The 18,747-nt window shown below is 68.9% G+C and carries 20 protein-coding genes; 5 read left to right on the top strand and 15 right to left on the bottom strand.

The features are described 5' to 3' along the window. Positions 1 to 10: 10 nt before the first annotated feature. From R2707_08270 to R2707_08305, 8 genes are read right to left on the bottom strand one after another with little or no spacing between them, the layout of a single operon-like run. Complete coding sequence (locus tag R2707_08270; protein MEZ5245074.1) at positions 11 to 625, bottom strand: hypothetical protein; 615 nt, start codon at positions 623 to 625, stop codon at positions 11 to 13. After that, positions 622 to 1,740, bottom strand: a complete 1,119-nt coding sequence (locus R2707_08275; GenBank protein MEZ5245075.1) for an aminotransferase class I/II-fold pyridoxal phosphate-dependent enzyme — start codon at positions 1,738 to 1,740, stop codon at positions 622 to 624. Before R2707_08275 ends, R2707_08270 begins: the two co-directional genes overlap by 4 nt. After that, positions 1,737 to 3,137 (bottom strand): GTPase HflX, encoded by a 1,401-nt coding sequence (gene hflX, locus R2707_08280; GenBank protein MEZ5245076.1) that lies wholly within the window; start codon positions 3,135 to 3,137, stop codon positions 1,737 to 1,739. The genes R2707_08275 and hflX overlap by 4 nt, the downstream gene beginning before the upstream one ends. Then, positions 3,130 to 3,942, bottom strand: coding sequence for a diaminopimelate epimerase (dapF, locus tag R2707_08285; GenBank protein ID MEZ5245077.1), 813 nt, complete (start codon positions 3,940 to 3,942; stop codon positions 3,130 to 3,132). Before dapF ends, hflX begins: the two co-directional genes overlap by 8 nt. A 28-nt stretch (positions 3,943 to 3,970) precedes the next feature. Next, positions 3,971 to 4,903 (bottom strand): tRNA (adenosine(37)-N6)-dimethylallyltransferase MiaA, encoded by a 933-nt coding sequence (miaA, locus tag R2707_08290; GenBank protein ID MEZ5245078.1) that lies wholly within the window; start codon positions 4,901 to 4,903, stop codon positions 3,971 to 3,973. Then, complete coding sequence (locus R2707_08295) at positions 4,900 to 5,712, bottom strand: phosphotransferase (GenBank protein ID MEZ5245079.1); 813 nt, start codon at positions 5,710 to 5,712, stop codon at positions 4,900 to 4,902. The genes miaA and R2707_08295 overlap by 4 nt, the downstream gene beginning before the upstream one ends. 2 nt (positions 5,713 to 5,714) lie before the next feature. Further along, positions 5,715 to 7,169, bottom strand: coding sequence for a MiaB/RimO family radical SAM methylthiotransferase (locus R2707_08300; GenBank protein MEZ5245080.1), 1,455 nt, complete (start codon positions 7,167 to 7,169; stop codon positions 5,715 to 5,717). A gap of 24 nt (positions 7,170 to 7,193) precedes the next feature. After that, complete coding sequence (locus R2707_08305) at positions 7,194 to 7,907, bottom strand: aquaporin (protein MEZ5245081.1); 714 nt, start codon at positions 7,905 to 7,907, stop codon at positions 7,194 to 7,196. A 103-nt stretch (positions 7,908 to 8,010) separates the two neighbouring features. On the opposite strand from R2707_08305, the gene R2707_08310 reads away from it, so the two are divergent. Continuing rightward, positions 8,011 to 8,400, top strand: a complete 390-nt coding sequence (locus R2707_08310) for a PPOX class F420-dependent oxidoreductase (GenBank protein ID MEZ5245082.1) — start codon at positions 8,011 to 8,013, stop codon at positions 8,398 to 8,400. Positions 8,401 to 8,481: 81 nt separating this feature from the next. Here R2707_08310 and recA read toward each other — a convergent pair whose 3' ends face one another. Further along, positions 8,482 to 9,552, bottom strand: a complete 1,071-nt coding sequence (gene recA, locus R2707_08315) for a recombinase RecA (GenBank protein MEZ5245083.1) — start codon at positions 9,550 to 9,552, stop codon at positions 8,482 to 8,484. Positions 9,553 to 9,756: 204 nt separating this feature from the next. On the opposite strand from recA, the gene msrB reads away from it, so the two are divergent. Together msrB and R2707_08325 are read left to right on the top strand one after the other, a co-directional pair. After that, entirely contained in the window at positions 9,757 to 10,167 is a 411-nt protein-coding gene (gene msrB, locus R2707_08320) for a peptide-methionine (R)-S-oxide reductase MsrB (protein ID MEZ5245084.1), read from the top strand. Positions 10,168 to 10,251: 84 nt separating this feature from the next. Next, positions 10,252 to 11,616, top strand: coding sequence for a DEAD/DEAH box helicase (locus tag R2707_08325; protein MEZ5245085.1), 1,365 nt, complete (start codon positions 10,252 to 10,254; stop codon positions 11,614 to 11,616). A gap of 9 nt (positions 11,617 to 11,625) precedes the next feature. On the opposite strand, the gene R2707_08330 is transcribed toward R2707_08325, so the two are convergent. Next, on the bottom strand, positions 11,626 to 12,411 hold the full coding sequence (locus tag R2707_08330; protein ID MEZ5245086.1) for an alpha/beta fold hydrolase: 786 nt from the start codon (positions 12,409 to 12,411) through the stop codon (positions 11,626 to 11,628). 9 nt (positions 12,412 to 12,420) lie between these two features. Next, complete coding sequence (gene thpR / locus R2707_08335; protein ID MEZ5245087.1) at positions 12,421 to 12,918, bottom strand: RNA 2',3'-cyclic phosphodiesterase; 498 nt, start codon at positions 12,916 to 12,918, stop codon at positions 12,421 to 12,423. 25 nt (positions 12,919 to 12,943) lie between these two features. On the opposite strand from thpR, the gene R2707_08340 reads away from it, so the two are divergent. Both R2707_08340 and R2707_08345 read left to right on the top strand, forming a co-directional pair. Next, positions 12,944 to 13,489: a hypothetical protein gene (locus tag R2707_08340; protein ID MEZ5245088.1), complete on the top strand. Its 546-nt coding sequence runs from the start codon at positions 12,944 to 12,946 to the stop codon at positions 13,487 to 13,489. Positions 13,490 to 13,505: 16 nt separating this feature from the next. Then, positions 13,506 to 14,513, top strand: a complete 1,008-nt coding sequence (locus R2707_08345) for a GNAT family N-acetyltransferase (protein MEZ5245089.1) — start codon at positions 13,506 to 13,508, stop codon at positions 14,511 to 14,513. Here the strand turns inward: R2707_08345 and R2707_08350 are convergent. From R2707_08350 to rimO, 4 genes are read right to left on the bottom strand one after another with little or no spacing between them, the layout of a single operon-like run. Further along, entirely contained in the window at positions 14,506 to 15,606 is a 1,101-nt protein-coding gene (locus R2707_08350; GenBank protein MEZ5245090.1) for a class I SAM-dependent methyltransferase, read from the bottom strand. The genes R2707_08345 and R2707_08350 overlap by 8 nt on opposite strands. 1 nt (position 15,607) lies before the next feature. Further along, positions 15,608 to 16,855: a competence/damage-inducible protein A gene (locus R2707_08355; protein ID MEZ5245091.1), complete on the bottom strand. Its 1,248-nt coding sequence runs from the start codon at positions 16,853 to 16,855 to the stop codon at positions 15,608 to 15,610. A gap of 22 nt (positions 16,856 to 16,877) precedes the next feature. Continuing rightward, the gene (locus R2707_08360; protein MEZ5245092.1) at positions 16,878 to 17,456 is read right to left on the bottom strand and encodes a CDP-alcohol phosphatidyltransferase family protein; all 579 of its coding nucleotides are present in this window, start codon (positions 17,454 to 17,456) and stop codon (positions 16,878 to 16,880) included. After that, complete coding sequence (gene rimO, locus R2707_08365) at positions 17,449 to 18,738, bottom strand: 30S ribosomal protein S12 methylthiotransferase RimO (protein ID MEZ5245093.1); 1,290 nt, start codon at positions 18,736 to 18,738, stop codon at positions 17,449 to 17,451. The genes R2707_08360 and rimO overlap by 8 nt, the downstream gene beginning before the upstream one ends. Between the last annotated feature and the right edge of the window lie 9 nt (positions 18,739 to 18,747).

Genomic DNA, 18,747 nt, shown 5'->3' on the forward strand with positions numbered 1-18,747 from the left:
GGGCCGCAGGCTAGCGGCCGGAGGCGGGCCACTCCCCCGCCGACCACGGCGAAGGGGGCGGGGGTTCCGCGTGGCGGTTGCGCCGCCGAGTGTCGCGCACCGCGCTCACCACCGCGATCACCACGCCGGGGACCCCGAGGAGGAGCCCGACCAGCACCGCCCCACCGATGGCACGGAAGATCTTGCCCCCGGGACTGGCGCCGACCGCAATGCTCGCCGTTCCGTCGACGACTCGGAGGCGATAGGTCCCCGGCTCGAGCTCGACCGAGGCGATGGACCGACCCGATCGCCCGAACCAGTTGTAGGTGAAGCCGTGGTCGCGACCGAGAGGAACCCGCCGGCCCCCGGCATCGACGATCTCGTACCGAACGCCCGACTGTGATGTCACCGACGGCTCGATGAACACGTCCCAGTCGACAGTCTCGACGATCGTGAACTCCGTCGACACCTGTGGCGACGCTCGATGGAAACGGTCGATGTCGTCGGACACCGACGGGAGCGAGGCGAACAGCCAGGCGCCGGCCGAGAGCACCCCGAGGACCACGATGCCGATGCCGACCCAGATCCCGCGATGGACAGGACGCCGAGGCGCCACGGGCCGCGGCGGAGGCGGCGGGAGGGTCACGACAGACGGTCGACCGCGAGCTGGAGCCGTTCGGTGGGTTGGACCACGGCCAGCCGGACGTGACCGGCTCCCCCGACTCCGTAGAACTCGCCGGGGCTCACGATGACCCCGGCTCGCTCGGCCAGGAGTTCGGTCAGCGCCCACGCGTCGCCCCCGGGCGCGGCGACCCACAGGTAGAACCCACCCTGGGGCATCCCGGCATCGATGCCGAGACGGGCGAAGAGCTCGATGCCGAGCTCGAGGCGCGCCCGATAGGTCGCGCGCAGCTCCTCGACGTGGGCCTGGTCGTTCCACGCAGCGACAGCCGCAGCCTGCACGGGGCCTGGCACGAGACAGCCGGCGTGCTTGCGGACCTCGCGGAGATAGTCGACGACATCGGCATCGCCGGCGTAGAACCCCGCCCGGGTGCCGGCCAGGTTCGACCGCTTCGACAGCGAGTGCACCGCCACCACGCCCTTGGTCCCCTCCGTCAGGATCGTGCGGGCGGGACCGTCCCAGGTGAACTCCACATAGCACTCGTCGCTCAGCACCAGCACGTCGTTGTCACGTCCCCATGCCGCCACGGCGGCGAGGTCGTCGAGACCCCCGGCCGGGTTGCCCGGCGTGTTGACCCACAGGCACAACGCGCGGTGGGCATCATCCGGGTCGATCGCCGACAGGTCGATGCGCCACTGTTCGTCGACGGGCACCGGGACGGCGCGACAGCCGGCGAGGATCGCCCCCATCTCGTAGGACGGGTAGGAGATCGCCGGATACAGCACCGTGTCGCGGCTCGGGTCGCGGAGCTTCAGGTAGTGCGGCGTGCTCGCCACGAACTCCTTCGTGCCGATGCACGCGGCGACCTCACGGTCGGCGTCGACGGTCACCCCGAGTTCGCGAGCCAGCCAGCCGGCCGCGGCGTTGCGATACTCCGGTGTGCCGATCGAAGGCGGATAGCCCCGCTCCGCTCCCGAGGTCGACAACGCCTGGATCACCGACGCCGGCGGCGGATCGAACGGCGTGCCGATGGAGCAATCGATCGCACCTCCGTCGAATCGGGCGGCGACCGCCCGGAACTCGTCGAGGCGGTCGTAGGGATAGGTCGGCGGCACGAAGCCACCCGCAGCCGGGCTCATGACGAGGGAAGTCCTTCCACGACGAATGCTCGCAGGGCGCCGAGCGAGGCCGGTTCGAGCCGGGCCTTGATCCGCATCCCGTCCTCCTCGGCGCATTCGCTCAGCACCTGACCTTCACGGTGCACCGATGCCAACACGTCGCCACGGTCCCATGGCACGACCAATTCGGCGAGTTCGGTCATCGAGCGCACCCGGTCGCCGATGGTCGCCATCAGCAGATCGATGTTGTAGCCGGTGTGGGCCGACACGGCGATCGATCCTTCGTAGCGCTCGGCCATGCGGGCGGACCCGTCGCCCTGGTCGGACTTGTTGAACACCATCAGCTGGGGCACGTCGCCGGCGCCGATCTCCTCGAGCACTTCGCGCACCGCCGAGATCGATCCCTCCGGATCCGGGCCGGACCCGTCGACCACGTGCACGAGCAGATCGGCATCGCGCACCACGTCGAGCGTCGTCTTGAACGCGGTGACGAGCTGGTGGGGCAGCTTGCGCACGAACCCGACCGTGTCGGTCGCGTACACCGTCTCGCCGCCGGGCAACGACAGCTTGCGGGTGGTGGCGTCGAGCGTGGCGAAGAGCCGGTCCTCGACGAGCACGTCGGCGTCGGTGAGCTTGTTCAGCAGCGAGGACTTACCGGCGTTGGTGTAGCCGACCAACGCAACCGCCCGGTTGCGGGTCCGCGAACGCGCCTTGGACTGGGTCTCGCGATGGGCCTGCACCTTGCGGAGATCGGCCTCGAGCTTGTGGACCCGTCGGACGAGACGTCGACGATCGACCTCGAGCTGGGTCTCGCCCGGGCCCCGGGTGCCGATGCCGCCACCCTGCTGCGAGAAGCCGCCGGCCCGACGAAGGCGCGGCAGGCGGTAACGCAGCTGCGCCAGCTCGACCTGGGCCTTGCCCTCGAGGGTGCTCGCGTTCTGGGCGAAGATGTCGAGGATCACCGCGGTGCGGTCCAGTGCCGAACGCCCGAGGATCTTCTCGAGGTTGAACTGCTGGGCGGGCGACAGCTCGTCGTCGAAGACGACCGTGTCGCAGTCGATCGCTTCGGCGATCTCCCTGATCTCCTTCGCCTTGCCCGATCCGACGAACGTCGCCGGGTCGGGCGACATGCGGTTCTGGTGAACGCGTTCGACTGCATCGGCACCGGCGGTGTCGACCAGCAGGGCGAGCTCGTCGAGCGAGGCATCGGTGTCGCGGGAATCGGCGCCGTCGAGGGTGACGCCCACGAGCACGATGCGCTCCCGGAACGTTCGCTCGATCAGCCCGGAGGTCGAGCCGCCGTAGTCGCCGAACGCGCCACGATGGCTCTCCTCCTCTACGGGTTCGTCGAAGTCGTCGAAATCGGGATCTGTGTCGAAGTCGTCGATGCCCTCCGGCCGATCGCCGGAATCAGGCATCGGGAACCTCGATGTCGGCGATGTGGGTCGCCGGCCCCGTGAGCGTCACCGGCCCCCGGAGATCGACCAGCGCATCGCCACCGGGCATGCGCACCACGACCTTCGGACCCACGAGGTCCCAGTCGTGGAAGATCTGGGCGGCCACGGTCGCGCCCGTGCCGCAGGCATTCGTGATCCCGGCACCGCGTTCCCAGACCCGGACCTGGAGCTCGTTGAGGCCCGACACCGCAACGAAATGCACGTTGACGCCATCTTCGAAGTGGGCCTCGATGGCGGGACCGGCGACCGCCAGATCGACGCTGGCCGGATCATCGACCTCGCAGACGATGTGGGGATTGCCGATGTCGCCGGTCTCCCAACGCTTCACCATCCGCACCGACGCTCCCGCTGCGTCCATCAGGTCGGCCACGTCGGGGTCCGGTCCGGGGCACACGACGCCCATGTCGACGGTGACGACGACGGTGTGCGGATCCTCCGTCGCGATCACCGAACAGTGCCGTGTGCCGGCCGGGGTGTCGACATCGAGCTCGAGATGGGGCACACCGCGGGCGATGGCCACCGCCTGGGCGAAACACCGGAGTCCGTTGCCGCTCAGCGCCGCGGGGCTACCGTCGGAGTTGAGGAGCCGCATCGCCACGTGCGCGCCGGGCCGCTCGATACCGAAGATCAATCCGTCGGCGCCGATCCCGGTCCGGCGATCGCACAGGGCAACGGCTCGCTCGACCGCGTCGAGGGGAAGACTGTCGGTGAGTGCGACGAGGAAGTCGTTGCCGAGACCGTGGTGTTTGGAATAGCGGGCGCTCATGTGCCTCCATTGTCGCAGGTCGAGGGCGTCATGCCCCCTCGTTTGCGAGAACCCGATCCCAGGTCTCGATCACCTCGGCCGCGGTGGCGGGCATGTCGATCCAGATGAGGCGGGGGTCGCGCCGGAACCAGCGTTCCTGACGACGGGCGAACCGGCGAGTGCGCACGACGGCGGTCTCGAGCGCATCGTCGAGCGAGCAGTGGCCGGCGACATGGGCCAGGAGCTCCCGGTAGCCGAGGGCCTGCGCCGCCGTTCGACTCGGACCGAGCGCAGCGAGAGCCCGCACCTCGTCGAGAAACCCCTCGTCCATCTGGCGTTGGTAGCGCACGGCGATCCGCTCGTCGAGCGTCGGCCGGGGCCAACGCAACGACACCTGCACGAACGGTGTGGGGCCGTAGTGCTCCATACCCGGCCCGAACGAGCTGAACGGTCGGCCACTGCCGATCGTCACCTCGAGCGCTCGCAACACCCGCCGACGATTGTTCGGTTCCATGCGTTCGGCTCCGACCGGATCGAGTTCGGCCAGCCGCGCGTGGAGGACCTCGGTCGTCGGCTCCGCCTCGAGCTCGGCCATGACCTCGGGGTATCGGCCGGGCAGTTCGAGATCGTCGACGACCGAGCGGAGGTAGAGGCCGGTGCCACCCACGAGGAGCGGTGTCTTGCCTCGGGCTCGGATATCGGCCAGCGCGGCCCGGGCGCGGCGCTGGAACTCGCCGACCGTGAACGCTTCGGTCGGTTCGACGAGGTCGATGAGGTGGTGGCGCACACGGCTGCGTTCGTCGGCTGTCGGGGTCGCCGTGCCGATGTCCATGCCCCGGTAGACCTGCATCGAGTCGATCGAGACGAGTTCGACGTCGCCGAGGGCCTCGGCCACGCCGAGGGCGAGGTCCGACTTGCCCGACGCCGTCGGGCCGAGCAGCACCAGCGGTCGATCGGCTCGTGTGGGCGGAGCCTCGCTCATGTGAGCAGGTGGGCCAGGAGTTGATGCGCATCGAGGCGACGGATGTCGACCCGGTCGAATCCGTAGGCGTCGAAGAAGGGGGCGACGAGCGCCGGACCGTGCAGTCGGGTCAGCAGCATCGCCGCTGCGGCGAGATCGAGGTGGCGATCACCGATCCCCGCCCACTGCCATCCGAGGAAGGTCACCTCGCCCGAGGGGTCGAGCCAGATCCTGGCCGGGTCGAGGGCGCCGTGGACGAACACCGGGTCGGCGACCTCGCCGAGGTCGGCCATGAGGTCGTCGAAGATCCCGGCGAGTTCGGCGGCACCGCGTCCGACATACGGGCCGTCGACTGCGTCGGGAACGAGGCCACGGGCGACACGATCGTCGACGATGCCGCGAAGCGTGGCGGTGTCGGCTGCGAACGGGCAGTGGTCGGTCGGGCGTCGGTGCAGTGCATCGAGCGCAACGGCGAGCGCGTCGACCAACGCCTCGGGCCCCATCGGGTGGCCCGCGGAGGCCGACGTCGCATCGGCGCCGAGGTGCACCACGACGGCCTCGTCGCCCTCGTCGGCCCGTCCGGATGCGAGCACGCGAGGAGCCGGTGCGACGCCGGCGAGCCACAGCAGCCGATCGGCTTCGTCGAGCAGGCCCGTCGGGTCAGGGGCCCGTTGCTGCAGGACACCCACATCGACACGCATGGTGGCGGGACGCAGCAGCGTCACTCCACGGTCGTCGCCCGCGTCGTGAAGGTCGGCGATGTCGAGACCGAGGTCGTCGATCGCCGCACGCACGCCCGGGCCGAACGACCGCGGCTGCTCCGGCGACACGATCAACCGGCGGTGACCGGGATGCGGGTGCGGTGGCGGGCCGGGTGCGTGACCTCGACCAGCGAGCCGAGCAGATGGTTGACCCGAGCATCGGTCACCTCGACCTGTGCATAGGTTCCGGCCCGCAGCGGGGTCGGCGACGCGAAGTGCACGAGCGTGTTGCGCCGCGTGCGGCCGGTCAGCACCGAGGGGTCCTTCTTCGACGGACCTTCGACGGTGACCTCTTCGACGTGGCCGACCCGACGCTCGTTGGCGGCACGGCTCGAGCGTTCGATCACGAGACGGAGCCGTTCGTAGCGCTCCACGGCGACGTCGTGCTCGACGAACTGCTCGGTCATCTCGGCTGCTTCGGTGCCGGGTCGGGGAGAGAACACGAAGGTGAACGCAGCGTCGAACTCGGCGGCAGCAGCCACCTCGAGCGTGCGCTCGAAGTCGTCGTCGGTCTCGCCGGGGAACCCGACGATGATGTCGGTCGTGACCGAGAGACCCGGGATCATCTCGCGGGCGCGGGCGAGCTTTTCGAGATAGCGCTCGCCGGTGTAGCCGCGATGCATGGCGGCGAGGATCGTGTCGCTGCCCGACTGCAGCGGGAAATGGAGGTGCTCGCAGGCTTCGGGGGTCTCCGCCATCGCGGCGAACACGTCGTCGCGCATGTCCTTCGGGTGCGGGCTGGTGAAGCGCACCCGATGGATGCCCTCGACCGCACCGGCCGCCCGGAGCAGGTCGGCGAACAGCGGACGGGCCCGCCGATCGTCGAGCCATCGCGTCCCACACCAGTGGGCGTCGTCGTCGGCGAGCGCCGAACGGCGCGCCACCGCCAGGTCACGGCCGTAGCTGTTGACGTTCTGGCCGAGCAGGGTGACCTCGCTCACGCCGTCGGCGGCGAGTTGTTCGACCTCGGTCACGAGGTCGCCGAACGGGCGGCTGACCTCCGAGCCGCGCACCGAGGGGACGATGCAGAACGCACACGTGTTGTCGCACCCCACCTGGATGGTGACCCAGCCGGCGTGGTCGACTTCGCGCCGGGTCGGCAGGGCCGACGGGAACCGGTCGGCGTCTTCACGAGCCGTCGCCTCGAGGATCTCGACGATCGGACCGTGCTGCGCCGCGTGTTGCAGCAGGTCGAGGGCCCGGTCGACATTGTGGGTGCCGAAGACCACGTCGACATGGCCCGCCCGCTCGGTGATGAGCTCACGGTCCTTCTGGGCGAGACAGCCGCCGACGGCGATCTGGAGGTCGGGGTTGGACTCCTTGAGCGCCTTGAGGTGCCCGAGGGCGCCGTAGAGCTTGTTGTCGGCATTCTCGCGGATGCAGCAGGTGTTGAGCACGACGACGTCGGCGTCGGCGACATCGTCGACGCGGGTCATCCCGTCGGCCTCGAGCAGGCCGGAGATGCGCTCCGAATCGTGCTCGTTCATCTGGCACCCGTAGGTGCGGATCACATACGACTTCCCCACCCCGCCAGGCTACCGGCGGGGCTGCTAGGCCAGGGCGTCGCCCTCGTCGGCCACCAGGAGGTAGGCACCGGCACCGACGATCGCTCCGATCAACGGGAAGACGAAGAAGGCCCAGAGCTGCTCGATCGCATCGGAACCGGCGAAGACCGCCATGCCGAACGACCGGGCCGGGTTGACCGACGTGTTGTCGACCGGGATCGAGATGAGGTGGATCAGGGTCAGCGTGATGCCCACCGTGAGCCCGATGGCGGCCGGCGGGAAGCCCTTGCGGGTCGTGCTGAGCACCACGAGCACCAGGAGGGCGGTGAGGATGATCTCCGCGACGACCATCGCTCCGAAGTTGAAGAACCCGAAGTCCTCGCCCCACTGGTTGGTGGCGAACGTCGCCGAGGTCGCCTCGAAATCGTCGGCCGCCCCGTTGCGCACGATCAGGATCACGGCACCACCGGCCAGCGCGCCCAGGCCTTGGCCGGCGATGTAGAAGGGCACCTTGGCCCGGTCGATCTTGTTCATCAGCGCCATACCGAGGGTGACGGCCGGGTTGATGTGGCATCCCGACACCGGACCGACGGCATAGGCCGCGATCATGAGCGCAAAGCCGAAGCCGAGGGCGACCGCAAGCACCGCGGCACCATCGAGCGCGCCGGTGCCCGCCGCCAGTACTGCCACGCCGGGTCCACCCATCATCAAGATGAATGTCCCGATCGCCTCGGCCGCCAGAATCTTCGTGTCACGCATGGTGACCTCCCCCGTGAGTGGATCGCGTCCCCAACCCGATCGCTGCCGCGAATCTAGTTTCTCTTTCGAAACTCTGAACGGATGCCCGCGCGAGACTGCAGACATGCCAGCAATCGCCCACGAGAAGTACGTCCGTCTCACGACCTTCACCAAGGACGGTCGCCGCAAGGAGTCACCGGTGTGGATCGCCGATCTCGGCGACGGCACCGTCGGCTTCACGACCGACAACGACACGTGGAAGGTCAAGCGCATCGCGCACACACCGACAGTGGAGCTGGTGGCGTGCAACATGAAGGGCGTGGCCAAGGAAGGCGCAGCCACGCGCACGGGCACGGCCACCGTCGTCTCGGGCCAGGCCTTTCGAACCGTCGAGGCCGCGGTGAAATCGAAGTACGGCATCCAGTACCGGGCGATCGACGCGTTCTCGAGGCTGTCTCGCCGGTTCAAGCGCCAGGCCGACGCCGGCGTCGGCATCGTCATCACGCTCGACTGAGCGCGCCGACCCCGTCCGGGCCGAAACGGCGAGTGGACCGCCCGAAGGCGGCCCACTCGTTGGCATCTCGACGCTCGGGGGTCAGTCGTCGAGAGCGATCGGCAAATCGTCGGCCTCGGAGAACTCCTCGTCGTCCTCGGTGAGGTCGATGCCCGCTGCAGCTTCCTCGATCTCGGGCATGACGGTCTTCCAGACCCGGTCGGAGATCTCGACCATGACCTCGGGGTTGTCCTGGAGGAACTTCTTGGCGTTCTCGCGGCCCTGGCCGAGCTGTTCGCCGTCGTAGGTGTACCAGGCGCCCGACTTCTTCACGATCGCTTCCTCGACCGCCAGGTCGAGCACCGAACCCTCCCGGGAGATGCCGGTGCCGTACATGATGTCGAACTCGGCCTGGCGGAACGGCGGAGCGCACTTGTTCTTCACGACCTTGACCCGGGTGCGGTTGCCCACGACCTCGACACCGTCCTTGATCGATTCGATACGACGGATGTCGAGTCGGCACGACGAGTAGAACTTCAGCGCTCGACCACCCGGCGTGGTCTCGGGCGAGCCGAACATCACGCCGATCTTCTCTCGCAGCTGGTTGATGAAGATGCAGACGGTCTGCGACTTGCTGAGGTTGCCGGTGAGCTTGCGCAACGCCTGCGACATCAGACGGGCCTGGAGACCGACATGGGTGTCGCCCATCTCGCCCTCGATCTCGGCCCGGGGTGTCAGTGCGGCGACGGAGTCGATGACGATCACGTCGAGCGCACCGGAACGCACGAGCATGTCGACGATCTCGAGCGCCTGCTCACCGGTGTCGGGCTGGGAGATCAGCAGCTCGTCGATGTCGACACCGATCGCCTTGGCGTAGACCGGATCCATCGCGTGCTCGGCATCGATGTAGGCGCAGATGCCGCCGTTGCGCTGGGCCTCGGCGACCACGTGGGTGGCCAGGGTGGTCTTGCCCGAGGACTCGGGGCCGTAGATCTCGGTGACCCGACCTCGCGGCAGGCCACCGATGCCGAGGGCCAGATCGAGCGCCAGGGCACCGGTCGGGATCGACTCGATGTTGAGGCTGCCCTTCTCGCCCATCTTCATGACCGAGCCCTTGCCGAACTGCTTCTCGATCTGCCCGAGGGCCATGTCGAGTGCCTTGTCTCGTTCCACTGTGTCTCCTTGATGCGTACGTGGTGATGCTTGCGTGGGCTCGAACCTACGGAGGGGGTGTGACACCCACCGGCGGGGACGAATGACAAGAACGTAATTGCGAACAGCTGTTCGGTCAAGGACCGAACAGCACGACCGGTGGATTTCGGGACCAAAACCGGCGGTGGACGTGTTCTAACGTGCACCACGACGAAGGAGTCCCCGATGACCGACATCACCGAGACCGACGAGCAGCTCCGGGCACGGCTCACCCCCGAGCAGTACGCCGTCACCCAACAGGCCGGCACCGAACGGGCGTTCACCGGCGAGTACTGGGACTGCCACGACGACGGCACCTACCGCTGCATCGTGTGCGACACCGCCCTGTTCACCAGCGACACGAAGTTCGAATCCGGTTCCGGCTGGCCCAGCTTCTTCGACACCGTCGGCGACGACGTGGTCGAGATCCACACCGACACGAGCCACGGGATGGTCCGCGAAGAGGCGGTGTGCGCCAACTGCGGCGCCCACCTCGGCCACCGTTTCCCGGACGGTCCGGCCCCCACCGGTCAGCGCTACTGCATGAACTCGGCGAGCCTGCGGCTGGACCGGGACGGCACCGTCGGCGAGGAGTAGCCGCCCGGCGCGGTACCCTTTCCGGAGAAGCGGCTGGTCGCGGGCAGAGGCCCAGCGAGAGATCCCCGCTCGAAGGCGTCTCCAATGGCCACCACGTTCGCCGCTCTCGGCGTACCCGACGAGATCGTCGCGGTTCTCGACCGACAACGCATCCGACAACCCTTCGAGGTCCAGTCGGCGACGATCCCCGACCTCCTGAAGCGGCGCGATGTCGTCGGCCGGGCCCCGACCGGCTCCGGCAAGACGCTCGCGTTCGGCATCCCGCTGGTCGCAGGCGTCGACAAGGCCGAACCCAAGCGGCCGGCCGCCCTGGTGCTCGCCCCCACCCGTGAGCTCGCCGACCAGATCGCGTCCGATCTCGCCCCGCTCGCCGATGCCGTGGGTCGCAAGGTCCTCGCCGTCTACGGCGGCGTGGGCCTCGAACCGCAGATCAGCAAGCTCAAGCGGGGTGTCGACATCCTCGTCGCCACCCCCGGCCGCCTCGAGGACCTGCTTGCCCGACGTGCGCTCACGCTCGAGGACGCCACGATCGTCGTCATCGACGAGGCCGACCGCATGGCCGACATGGGATTCATGCCCGTCGTCAAGCGCCTGCTCGACCAGACCGCACCGAAGCGCCAGACGGTGCTCTACTCGGCCACCCTCGACGGCGACGTCGGCAAGCTCATCTCGCGCTATCAACACAACCCGGTGCGCCACGAAGTCGGGCCCAGCTCACCCGATCTCAAGGCGATGGAGCACCACTTCTGGGAGCTGCCGCGCACCGAGCGGGTGCCCCTGGCTGCCTCGTGCATCGCCACGTTCGGCCCGACGATCATCTTCACGAGGACGCGTCACGGCGCCGATCGTCTCGCGAAGCAGCTCGGCAACCTCGGCGTGAAAGCCGCCGCCATCCACGGCAACCGCTCGCAGTCACAGCGCACCCGGGCGCTCGACGACTTCACCCGCGGCAAGGCGCACGCCATGGTCGCCACCGACGTCGCCGCCCGCGGCATCCATGTCGACGGTGTCGCCTGCGTCATCCACTTCGACCCGGTCGACGAGGACTCCGCCTACGTCCACCGCAGCGGCCGCACCGCACGTGCCGGCGCCCACGGCAAGGTCATCTCCTTCATCGACCCGGGCCAGACCAAGCTCGTCCGAGCGATGATGCGGCGCCTCGACCTCCCCGGCGAGATCACGAAGCCGCCCGCGGTCGAAGGCGGCGCCCTGCCCGAGCTGCCGCCCGACACCGACGTCCGCGACGACCGTCCCCCGCGGCGCGATGACGGACCCCGCCGCAACAACCAGCAGCGACGGCCCAAGGCCCGTACCCGCAAGACCGGCGGCAAGGGCCGCGGTTCGGGCCCGAAGGGCAAGGGCTCCGGGGCACGCAGCGGCGGCTCCAAGAGCGACGGCGCGAGCCGTGGCAAGGGCCACCCCAAGGGTGGTAGCCGAGGGCCGCGCTGACCGACGGCGTCAGCCCAGCAGGAAGTCTCGGATCCGTGGCATCGCCCGCGGGTCCTGCATCATGAAGACGTGGCCGCCGTCGAACACTTCGAGCACGGCACCGGGGATCCCGGCCACGATCGCCTCGGAGTTGCTCACCGGCGCGATGCCGTCGTAGCGGCCGGCGCACACGAGGGTGGGCGCCGTGATGCCCGCGAGGCCGGGGGTCGCGTCGTGGGTACGGCGTGCCTCGAGTTGGCGGGCGAATCCGGCCGCAGCGTCGGCCGACGCCTCGACCGTCTGCCCCTCACGGAAGTACTCGGTCAGCGAGCCGAGTCCGGGGATCTCCTCGCCGGGCACGTACCGCGTGTCGAGCAACGGCATCCACGCATCAGCCCGTTCCTCGGCGGTGAGCCGCTGGATCTCGTGCAACGGATACGACGGCTGCGCGCCACCGGGTGAGGTGCAGTTGAGGACCAATCGGTCGACCAGCCCGGGATGCCGGATGGCGACGTGCTGGGCGACCATCCCGCCGAAGGAGCTGCCGACCACATGGCAGCGCTCCCATCCGAGCGCGGCGCAGAGGGCCGCGGCGTCGTCGGCGAAATCGGCCATCGTCGGCTGCCCGTCGCCGTGCGACGTCTGGCCGAGACCTCGCTGGTCGTAGTGGAGGCCTTCGAAGTCGTCGTTGAGCGCCGACTGCGCGGGAGCCGTCCTGCGCAGGTCGCCCCCACTACCGGAGATGTGCAGGAGCGGAGGACCCGCCCCGTGGATCTCGTAGTACATCGTGAGATCGCGGACATCGACGAACGGCATGATCGGACCCTACGCCGAGAGCGACCTCCGGGTCACGGTGGTGTAGCGGGCTCCGTCGGCGTGGAGTTCACTTCGCACGAGGGCGATCTCGTCGACCACGAAGCGGGCGGCGATCGCCGCGCCGTCGGCCGAGGTGGCCCCACCACCTCGTTGGCGGGCGAGGGTGAGGTGCCCGCGGAATCCGTCGACATGCGGTGCGGCACCGACATCAGGACGGGCGGCCCACACCGCGCCAGCCAGCGCGTCGAGTCCGCGAACCGGTGCCACGACGAGTCCCGGTTCGAGCCGCTGCACCGTCGGACCGAGCTCGGCCTCGGCGCGCCGACCATCGATCTCGCCGACCAGCTCGACCGCGGTGGCTTCATCGACATCGCCCAGAAAGCGGAGTGTGATGTGCCATTGGTCGGGCGTGGTCCATCGCAGTCTCGGAGCCTCGGCACGCGGGAGCCCGGCGAGCAGGTCGGCGACCGGAGGCGGAGGCCAGACGGCGACGAAGAGGCGGGGCACCAGGGGGAAACTAGTGTTCGAATCGATGGTCGGCCTCCCTCCACCCCGGGGCAATCACCTGATTCGACTCGCGGCGCTCGCCGTCGTGGCCGTGATCGGCATCGCATCGTGCAGCGACGGGGCCGACCCGTCGCCGTTGCGCAGTGCACCGGAAACGACCCGTGCGCCGGAGACGACGGGATCCACCACCACGTGGCGTCCCCCTGCCGACGATCCGACCCAGCCCTCCCCTGCCGCCGTGGCCGCCGACCGCGACTTCCGCGCCGTGCCCGCCGGGCTCCTCGACTGTGGCGTCCACGTGCGAACGACGGGGTACCCCACGACAGTCCCCGGTGATCCCACGAAGGTCGAGTGCATCGTCGACGCGGCAATCGCCGGCACACCGGCCCAGTTCGTCTCGACCGCCCGTGACTTCGTCGGTGGCATGGAGGGCGTGATCTTCCGCGTCGTGGGACCGTCGAACGTCCTCGTCGTCACTTACGTCGTCGACCCCCGGGGCGAGGTCGCCGCGACCGAAACGACGTGTGCGGGCCTCACAGGACCGAATTTCGTGATCCCGGAGTGCACCTGAGCGCGAGACTGCGCAGATGCATGTCGTTCCCCTCACCGAACTCGACGACGACCTCTTCGCGTCCGCGCTCGCCATCCAGCAACGCGATGAGATGGCCACCGATCCGGCCATCCCACCGATCACCGGTCCCGAACTCCTTCGGTTCGCCCACCACGACCGCACGGAGGGCAACCGCCACGAACGCTTCGCGGTGATCGACGGCGACCGGGCGCGGGCGCTCGTCCACCTCGAACTCGAGCTCGACGAGGCCAACGCCCATCGCGCCAACATCGAGATGTTCGGCGCCGCCGTCGACCGCGACGCGGGCACCATCGGCCTGATCGCCGCACTCGACATCGCCGAGGCGGACAACCGGACCGTGATCACGGGTTGGGGTCCGAACACCGACGGCGGGCATCATTTCTGGACGAGCATGGGCGCATCGCTCGACTTCCGCGAACGTGTTTCGGCGCTCGACACGACCGCCGTCGACGCCGCTCTGATGGACCGTTGGATCACCGAGGGTTCCCGGCGGGCCCCGGATGTGGAGATCGTGCGGTGGGTCGATGCCTGCCCCGACGAGTACATGACGCCGTGGATCGAGAGCCAGATGGCGATGAACGACATGCCCCACGAAGGGCTCGACATCAACGACTGGAACGTCGACGTCGACGACGTGCGCCAGGAAGAGGAAACCATGCGCACGCTCGGGCTGCGGGTCATGAGCGTGCTGGCCCTCGACGACGGCGGCCGGGCCGCCGGCCACACCCGGGTCCACGTGAATCCGACGCGCCCCTCCGCGTCGTACCAGTGGGACACCGCGGTGGTCGACCGTCATCGCGGGCGCGGGATCGGCAAGCGGGTCAAGGCCGAGATGTGGCGATGGCTCCGAACCGAGGAACCGGATGCAACCCGGCTGACCACCGGCAACGCGCAGAGCAACGACGCGATGCTCGCGATCAATGTCGCGATGGGCTACGAACCGGTGATCGAGTACGGCGCCTGGCAGACCTCGCTCGCCGAGATGCGAGCGGCGCTCAGCTGACCCGGACCTCGTAGTAGCGATTGAGCGGGTCGACGTCGAACTCGCGGGTCGCGACCGTCTCGAACCCTGCCGCGGCGACGAGTTCGCCGAACACGCCCTCGGTGAGCCCGAGTGTGCCGAGGCCGGCCCCGCCCGGTTCCGACATGGCCGACGACATGCAGTACAGGATCGACATCCCGTACATCAGCGGCAGCACGGGGATCACCCGATTGTCCTCGAGCCCGCCCCGGGTCTTGATGTCGGCGACGAACCAGACACCGTCGTCGGCGAGGCAGGCGCGAGCCGCCCGCACCGCGTCGCCCGGCCGGGGGAGGTCGTGGATGACGTCGAGCGTGAGGAGAAGGTCGACGCCCGCAGCGTCGACCAGATCCGTGTCCGCCAGATCCAGTTCGGCCAGGTCGTCGAACGCCCCGGAACGAAAGCTCAGGTTGTCGAGTCCGGCCGCCGCAGCGCGCGCGGCGGCGGCCTCGATCGCATGCACCGATGGGTCGATGCCGATCACGGTGCTGTTCGGGTAGGCGGCGGCGATGACGGTCGCCGCCACGCCGGCCCCGCAGCCGATGTCGACGACGGTGGCACCGGCGGTCAACCGCTCGGTCATCCCTTCGATCGAATCGAGGATCACCGGCACGAGCCAGGTCTTCTGCCCACCGGCGCCCATGGCCGCCTGGAAGTGACAGGTGTGGGCGCCGTGCTCGTCCCAGGTCATGCCGACCCCGGTCTCGAAGGCCTCGGCCGTGCGATCGATCTCGCCATGGGTGATGGGCGGACCGAACACGCCGGCGACGCCCGCGGGGTGATCGGGAACGCACAGGGTCGCCTTGGCCTCCGGGGTGAGGTTGAAGCGGCCGTCGTCGTGTTCGGCCAGCTCGGCTGCGGCCACGGCGTGGAGCCATTCGCGGACCCAGCGTTCGTGGAGGCCCGTCACCGTCGCCAACTCGGCGCTGGTGACACCGTCGTTGGCCGCGAGCGCCTCGAAGAGGCCGAGGCGAACCCCCAGGTGGATGATCGCACTCATCACCTCGCCCTGCTTGAAGCGGTAGAGGTCCTGCACGGTCCGGCCGAGCAACTCGAAATCGAGCTCAGTGCGCATGTCAGGCCTCCAGGAGCCGGGTGCGGAGCAGGTTGAGCGCCATGATGCAGGTGAACTGACGGATGCGCTCACGATCGAACGGGAGGGTCAGATTGATCGCCTCGGTCGCGCCGTTCAGGTGGATCGCGATCCACAGCGCACCGGGGTCGAGCCCTTCGTGCGGCTCCGGCCCGGCCACCCCGCTCACCGCGATGCCGACATCGGCACCGAGCGTCGCACACACGCCCTCGGCCATGGCCTCGACCATCTCCTGGGACACGGCGGGAACATCGGGTGCGCCGAGCACGGACTGCTTCAGGTCGCGGTGATAGGGCACGACGGCGCCACGGAACACGTCGCTGAACCCGGCGTGGGCGGTCAACCGGCTGGCGATAAGCCCACCGGTCAGCGACTCCGCGAGCGCCAGGGTCTGGCCGCGTTCACGGAGCAGTTCGAGCACGACCGACTCCATGGTGTCGTCGTCGAGCCCGAAGACGACATCGCCGATGATCTCCCGAACCCGCTGCTCCTCCTCGTCGAGAATGGCGACGACCTCGGTCTCGGTCGGTGCCTTCGCGGTGATGCGGACCTTCAGGCCTTCCCACCCGCTCGCCAGGAACGCGATGGTGGCGGTCCCGGCATCGTCGAGACGCCGGATCTCGTCGTCGAGCTGCTCCGCGAGGCCCGACTCGGACTGGCCCCAGGTCCGCAGCGTCCGGCTGCGGATGACCGAGGTGATCCCGGCGCGTGCCTGGAGGTCGGGAAGGATCCCCGCCGTCACCATCTGCTGCATCTCCCAGGGCACGCCGGGGACCGCGTAGATGATCTTGCCCGCGTCGGCGCCGCTGAGGGGACACATGAGCCCCGGTGCGGTGCCCGGCATCGCCGGGTTGAGCGTGGCACCGACGGGCACGTCGGCCTGCAGGAGGTTGTTGTCGGGCATCTCGCGACCACGACCGCCGAACATGGCCTGGATCTTCTCGACGATCGCCTGGTCGCGCACGAGCTCGACACCCATCACCTCGGCGATGGCGCTGCGGGTGATGTCGTCCTGGGTGGGCCCCAGGCCACCGCACACGATCACGGCGTCGCTGCGGTCGACCGCGAGGCGCAGCACTTCGACCATCCGGTCCAGATTGTCGCCGACCTTGGTCTGGTAGTGACTGTCGATGCCGACCAGGGCGAGCTGCTCACCGATCCACGACGAATTCGTGTCGACGATCTGCCCGAGCAGCAGTTCGGTCCCGACCGCAACGACTTCACACTTCATGTTTCCTCCGGGAGAATTCGGCTCAGTCGCCGCGGGGACTCAGGGCGTTCTGCCCGTCGACCAGATACTGGATACCGGTGACGACCGTCCAGACGACCGCGATCCACAACAACACGGTGATGGCGGTGTCCTGGTTCTCGAGTGTCGGCATGACCGCTGCGGCGAGAGCGATGCCCTGCACGAACGTCTTGTACTTCGCCGACCTCCGGGCCGGGAGCGCGAGCCCCTCGCGCGCCCATCGACTCCTCCAGGCCGTGATCCCGAGCTCGCGCGCCGCCATGATCGTCACCGGCACCCACCAGTAGCGCTCCACGGCGACGAGACAGAAGCCCGACCCGAGGACGACCACCTTGTCGGCCAGCGGATCGAGGAAGGCGCCACTGCGGCTCACGACGTTGGCCCGACGAGCGACCCTGCCATCGAAGAAATCGGTGCTGGCCAACGCGATGCCGAGCCCGAACGCGGCCCACGACACGCCGCGGCTGGCCTCGGCGTCGAGCACCAGCCAGAACAACAGGGGGGCGAAGACGAGTCGGGTGATGGTCAGCAGGTTCGCGGGATGGGTGATGCCGGCCTGGCGCGGTTCGATCAGCTCAGTCACGAGCCACCTCGGCCTCGAGATCCGGGCCCATCGCCCCGATGATCTCGACGGTCGCGAACTCCCCCATGGCGAGAGTCTGGGGCACCGAGACGATTCCGTCGATCTCGGGCGCCTCGCGATGGGTTCGTCCGACACCGATCTCGTCCACGAGCACTTCGACCGTCCGGCCGATCAGTTCGTCACGTTTCTCGGCCGTGATCGCATCCTGGAGCTCGCGGAGCTCGGCCAGGCGATCGGATCGCAGTTCGGCGTCGACGGTGCCGTCGAGATCGGCGGCGTAGGTCCCGGCCTCCGTCGAATAGGCGAAGAAGCCGCACCAGTCGAGTCGCGCCGACTCGACGAAATCGAGGAGCTGATCGTGATCGTCCTCGGTCTCACCCGGGTAACCGACGATGAAGTTCGAGCGGAACGCCGCCTCCGGCTCGCGCGACCGGATGGTCTCGATGCGTTCGAGGAATCGGTCGCCGTCGCCCCACCGCCGCATCCGACGCATCAACGGCGGCGACACGTGTTGGAGGCTCAGATCGAAGTAGGGCACGCCGGTGGCGATGATCGTGTCGATGAGCCGTTCGTCGAGATCGGACGGATAGAGGTAGAGCAGACGCACCCGATCCACACGGGCGGCCACCTGCTCGACGAGCGGCACGATGCTCCGCTCGCCGATGCCCTGGTCGCGGCCGAACGCGGCGAGATCCTGGGCGACGAGCACGATCTCCTTCGCCCCGAGCTGTTCGACCTCGTCGAGGATCTGCTCGATCGATCGACTCCGCTGTGGACCACGGAAGGTCGGGATCGCGCAGAACCCGCAGGCCCGGTCGCAGCCCTCGGCGATCTTCACGTAGGCCCAGGGCCGGCTCGACGCCGGACGGGGAAGGTTGAGCAGGTCGAAGTCGGGCGCCCGTCGCGTCGCTCCGAGCGAGACCGCCACCGAAGAGGTCCCGGTTGCGCCACCCGTGAGGGCCGCGCCGAACGGGGCGACGAGGTCGATCTCGGACAGTTCCGCCGCCAGTTCGGCGCCGTGACGCTCGGCCATGCAGCCGGTGACGACGAGCTGCGCCCCCGGACGGCGCTGTGCGGCGACCGCCAGGATCGTGTCGATCGACTCGGCCCGCGCCTCCTCGATGAAGGCACAGGTGTTGACGACCACGACGTCGGCCGCGTCGACATCGTCGACGGCAACCATCCCGTCCGCGACGAGGGTTCCCTCGAGCTTGTCGGAGTCGACCTCGTTCTTCGGACAGCCGAGCGTCGTCAGGTGGTAGGTCTGGGGCGGGCCGGACACCGCTGCAGC

It is taken from the genome of Acidimicrobiales bacterium, from assembly GCA_041394245.1.
Taxonomy (GTDB): domain Bacteria; phylum Actinomycetota; class Acidimicrobiia; order Acidimicrobiales; family Aldehydirespiratoraceae; genus JAJRXC01.

Bases quoted from the DNA above. Each gene is read 5' to 3' on its own strand.
- R2707_08275 (MEZ5245075.1), bottom strand. From the start codon at position 1,740: ATGAGCCCGGCTGCGGGTGGCTTCGTGCCGCCGACCTATCCCTACGAC.
- hflX (MEZ5245076.1), bottom strand. From the start codon at position 3,137: ATGCCTGATTCCGGCGATCGGCCGGAGGGCATCGACGACTTCGACACA.
- dapF (MEZ5245077.1), bottom strand. From the start codon at position 3,942: ATGAGCGCCCGCTATTCCAAACACCACGGTCTCGGCAACGACTTCCTC.
- miaA (MEZ5245078.1), bottom strand. From the start codon at position 4,903: ATGAGCGAGGCTCCGCCCACACGAGCCGATCGACCGCTGGTGCTGCTC.
- R2707_08305 (MEZ5245081.1), bottom strand. From the start codon at position 7,907: ATGCGTGACACGAAGATTCTGGCGGCCGAGGCGATCGGGACATTCATC.
- R2707_08310 (MEZ5245082.1), top strand. From the start codon at position 8,011: ATGCCAGCAATCGCCCACGAGAAGTACGTCCGTCTCACGACCTTCACC.
- msrB (MEZ5245084.1), top strand. From the start codon at position 9,757: ATGACCGACATCACCGAGACCGACGAGCAGCTCCGGGCACGGCTCACC.
- R2707_08325 (MEZ5245085.1), top strand. From the start codon at position 10,252: ATGGCCACCACGTTCGCCGCTCTCGGCGTACCCGACGAGATCGTCGCG.
- R2707_08330 (MEZ5245086.1), bottom strand. From the start codon at position 12,411: ATGCCGTTCGTCGATGTCCGCGATCTCACGATGTACTACGAGATCCAC.
- R2707_08340 (MEZ5245088.1), top strand. From the start codon at position 12,944: ATGGTCGGCCTCCCTCCACCCCGGGGCAATCACCTGATTCGACTCGCG.
- R2707_08345 (MEZ5245089.1), top strand. From the start codon at position 13,506: ATGCATGTCGTTCCCCTCACCGAACTCGACGACGACCTCTTCGCGTCC.
- R2707_08350 (MEZ5245090.1), bottom strand. From the start codon at position 15,606: ATGCGCACTGAGCTCGATTTCGAGTTGCTCGGCCGGACCGTGCAGGAC.
- R2707_08355 (MEZ5245091.1), bottom strand. From the start codon at position 16,855: ATGAAGTGTGAAGTCGTTGCGGTCGGGACCGAACTGCTGCTCGGGCAG.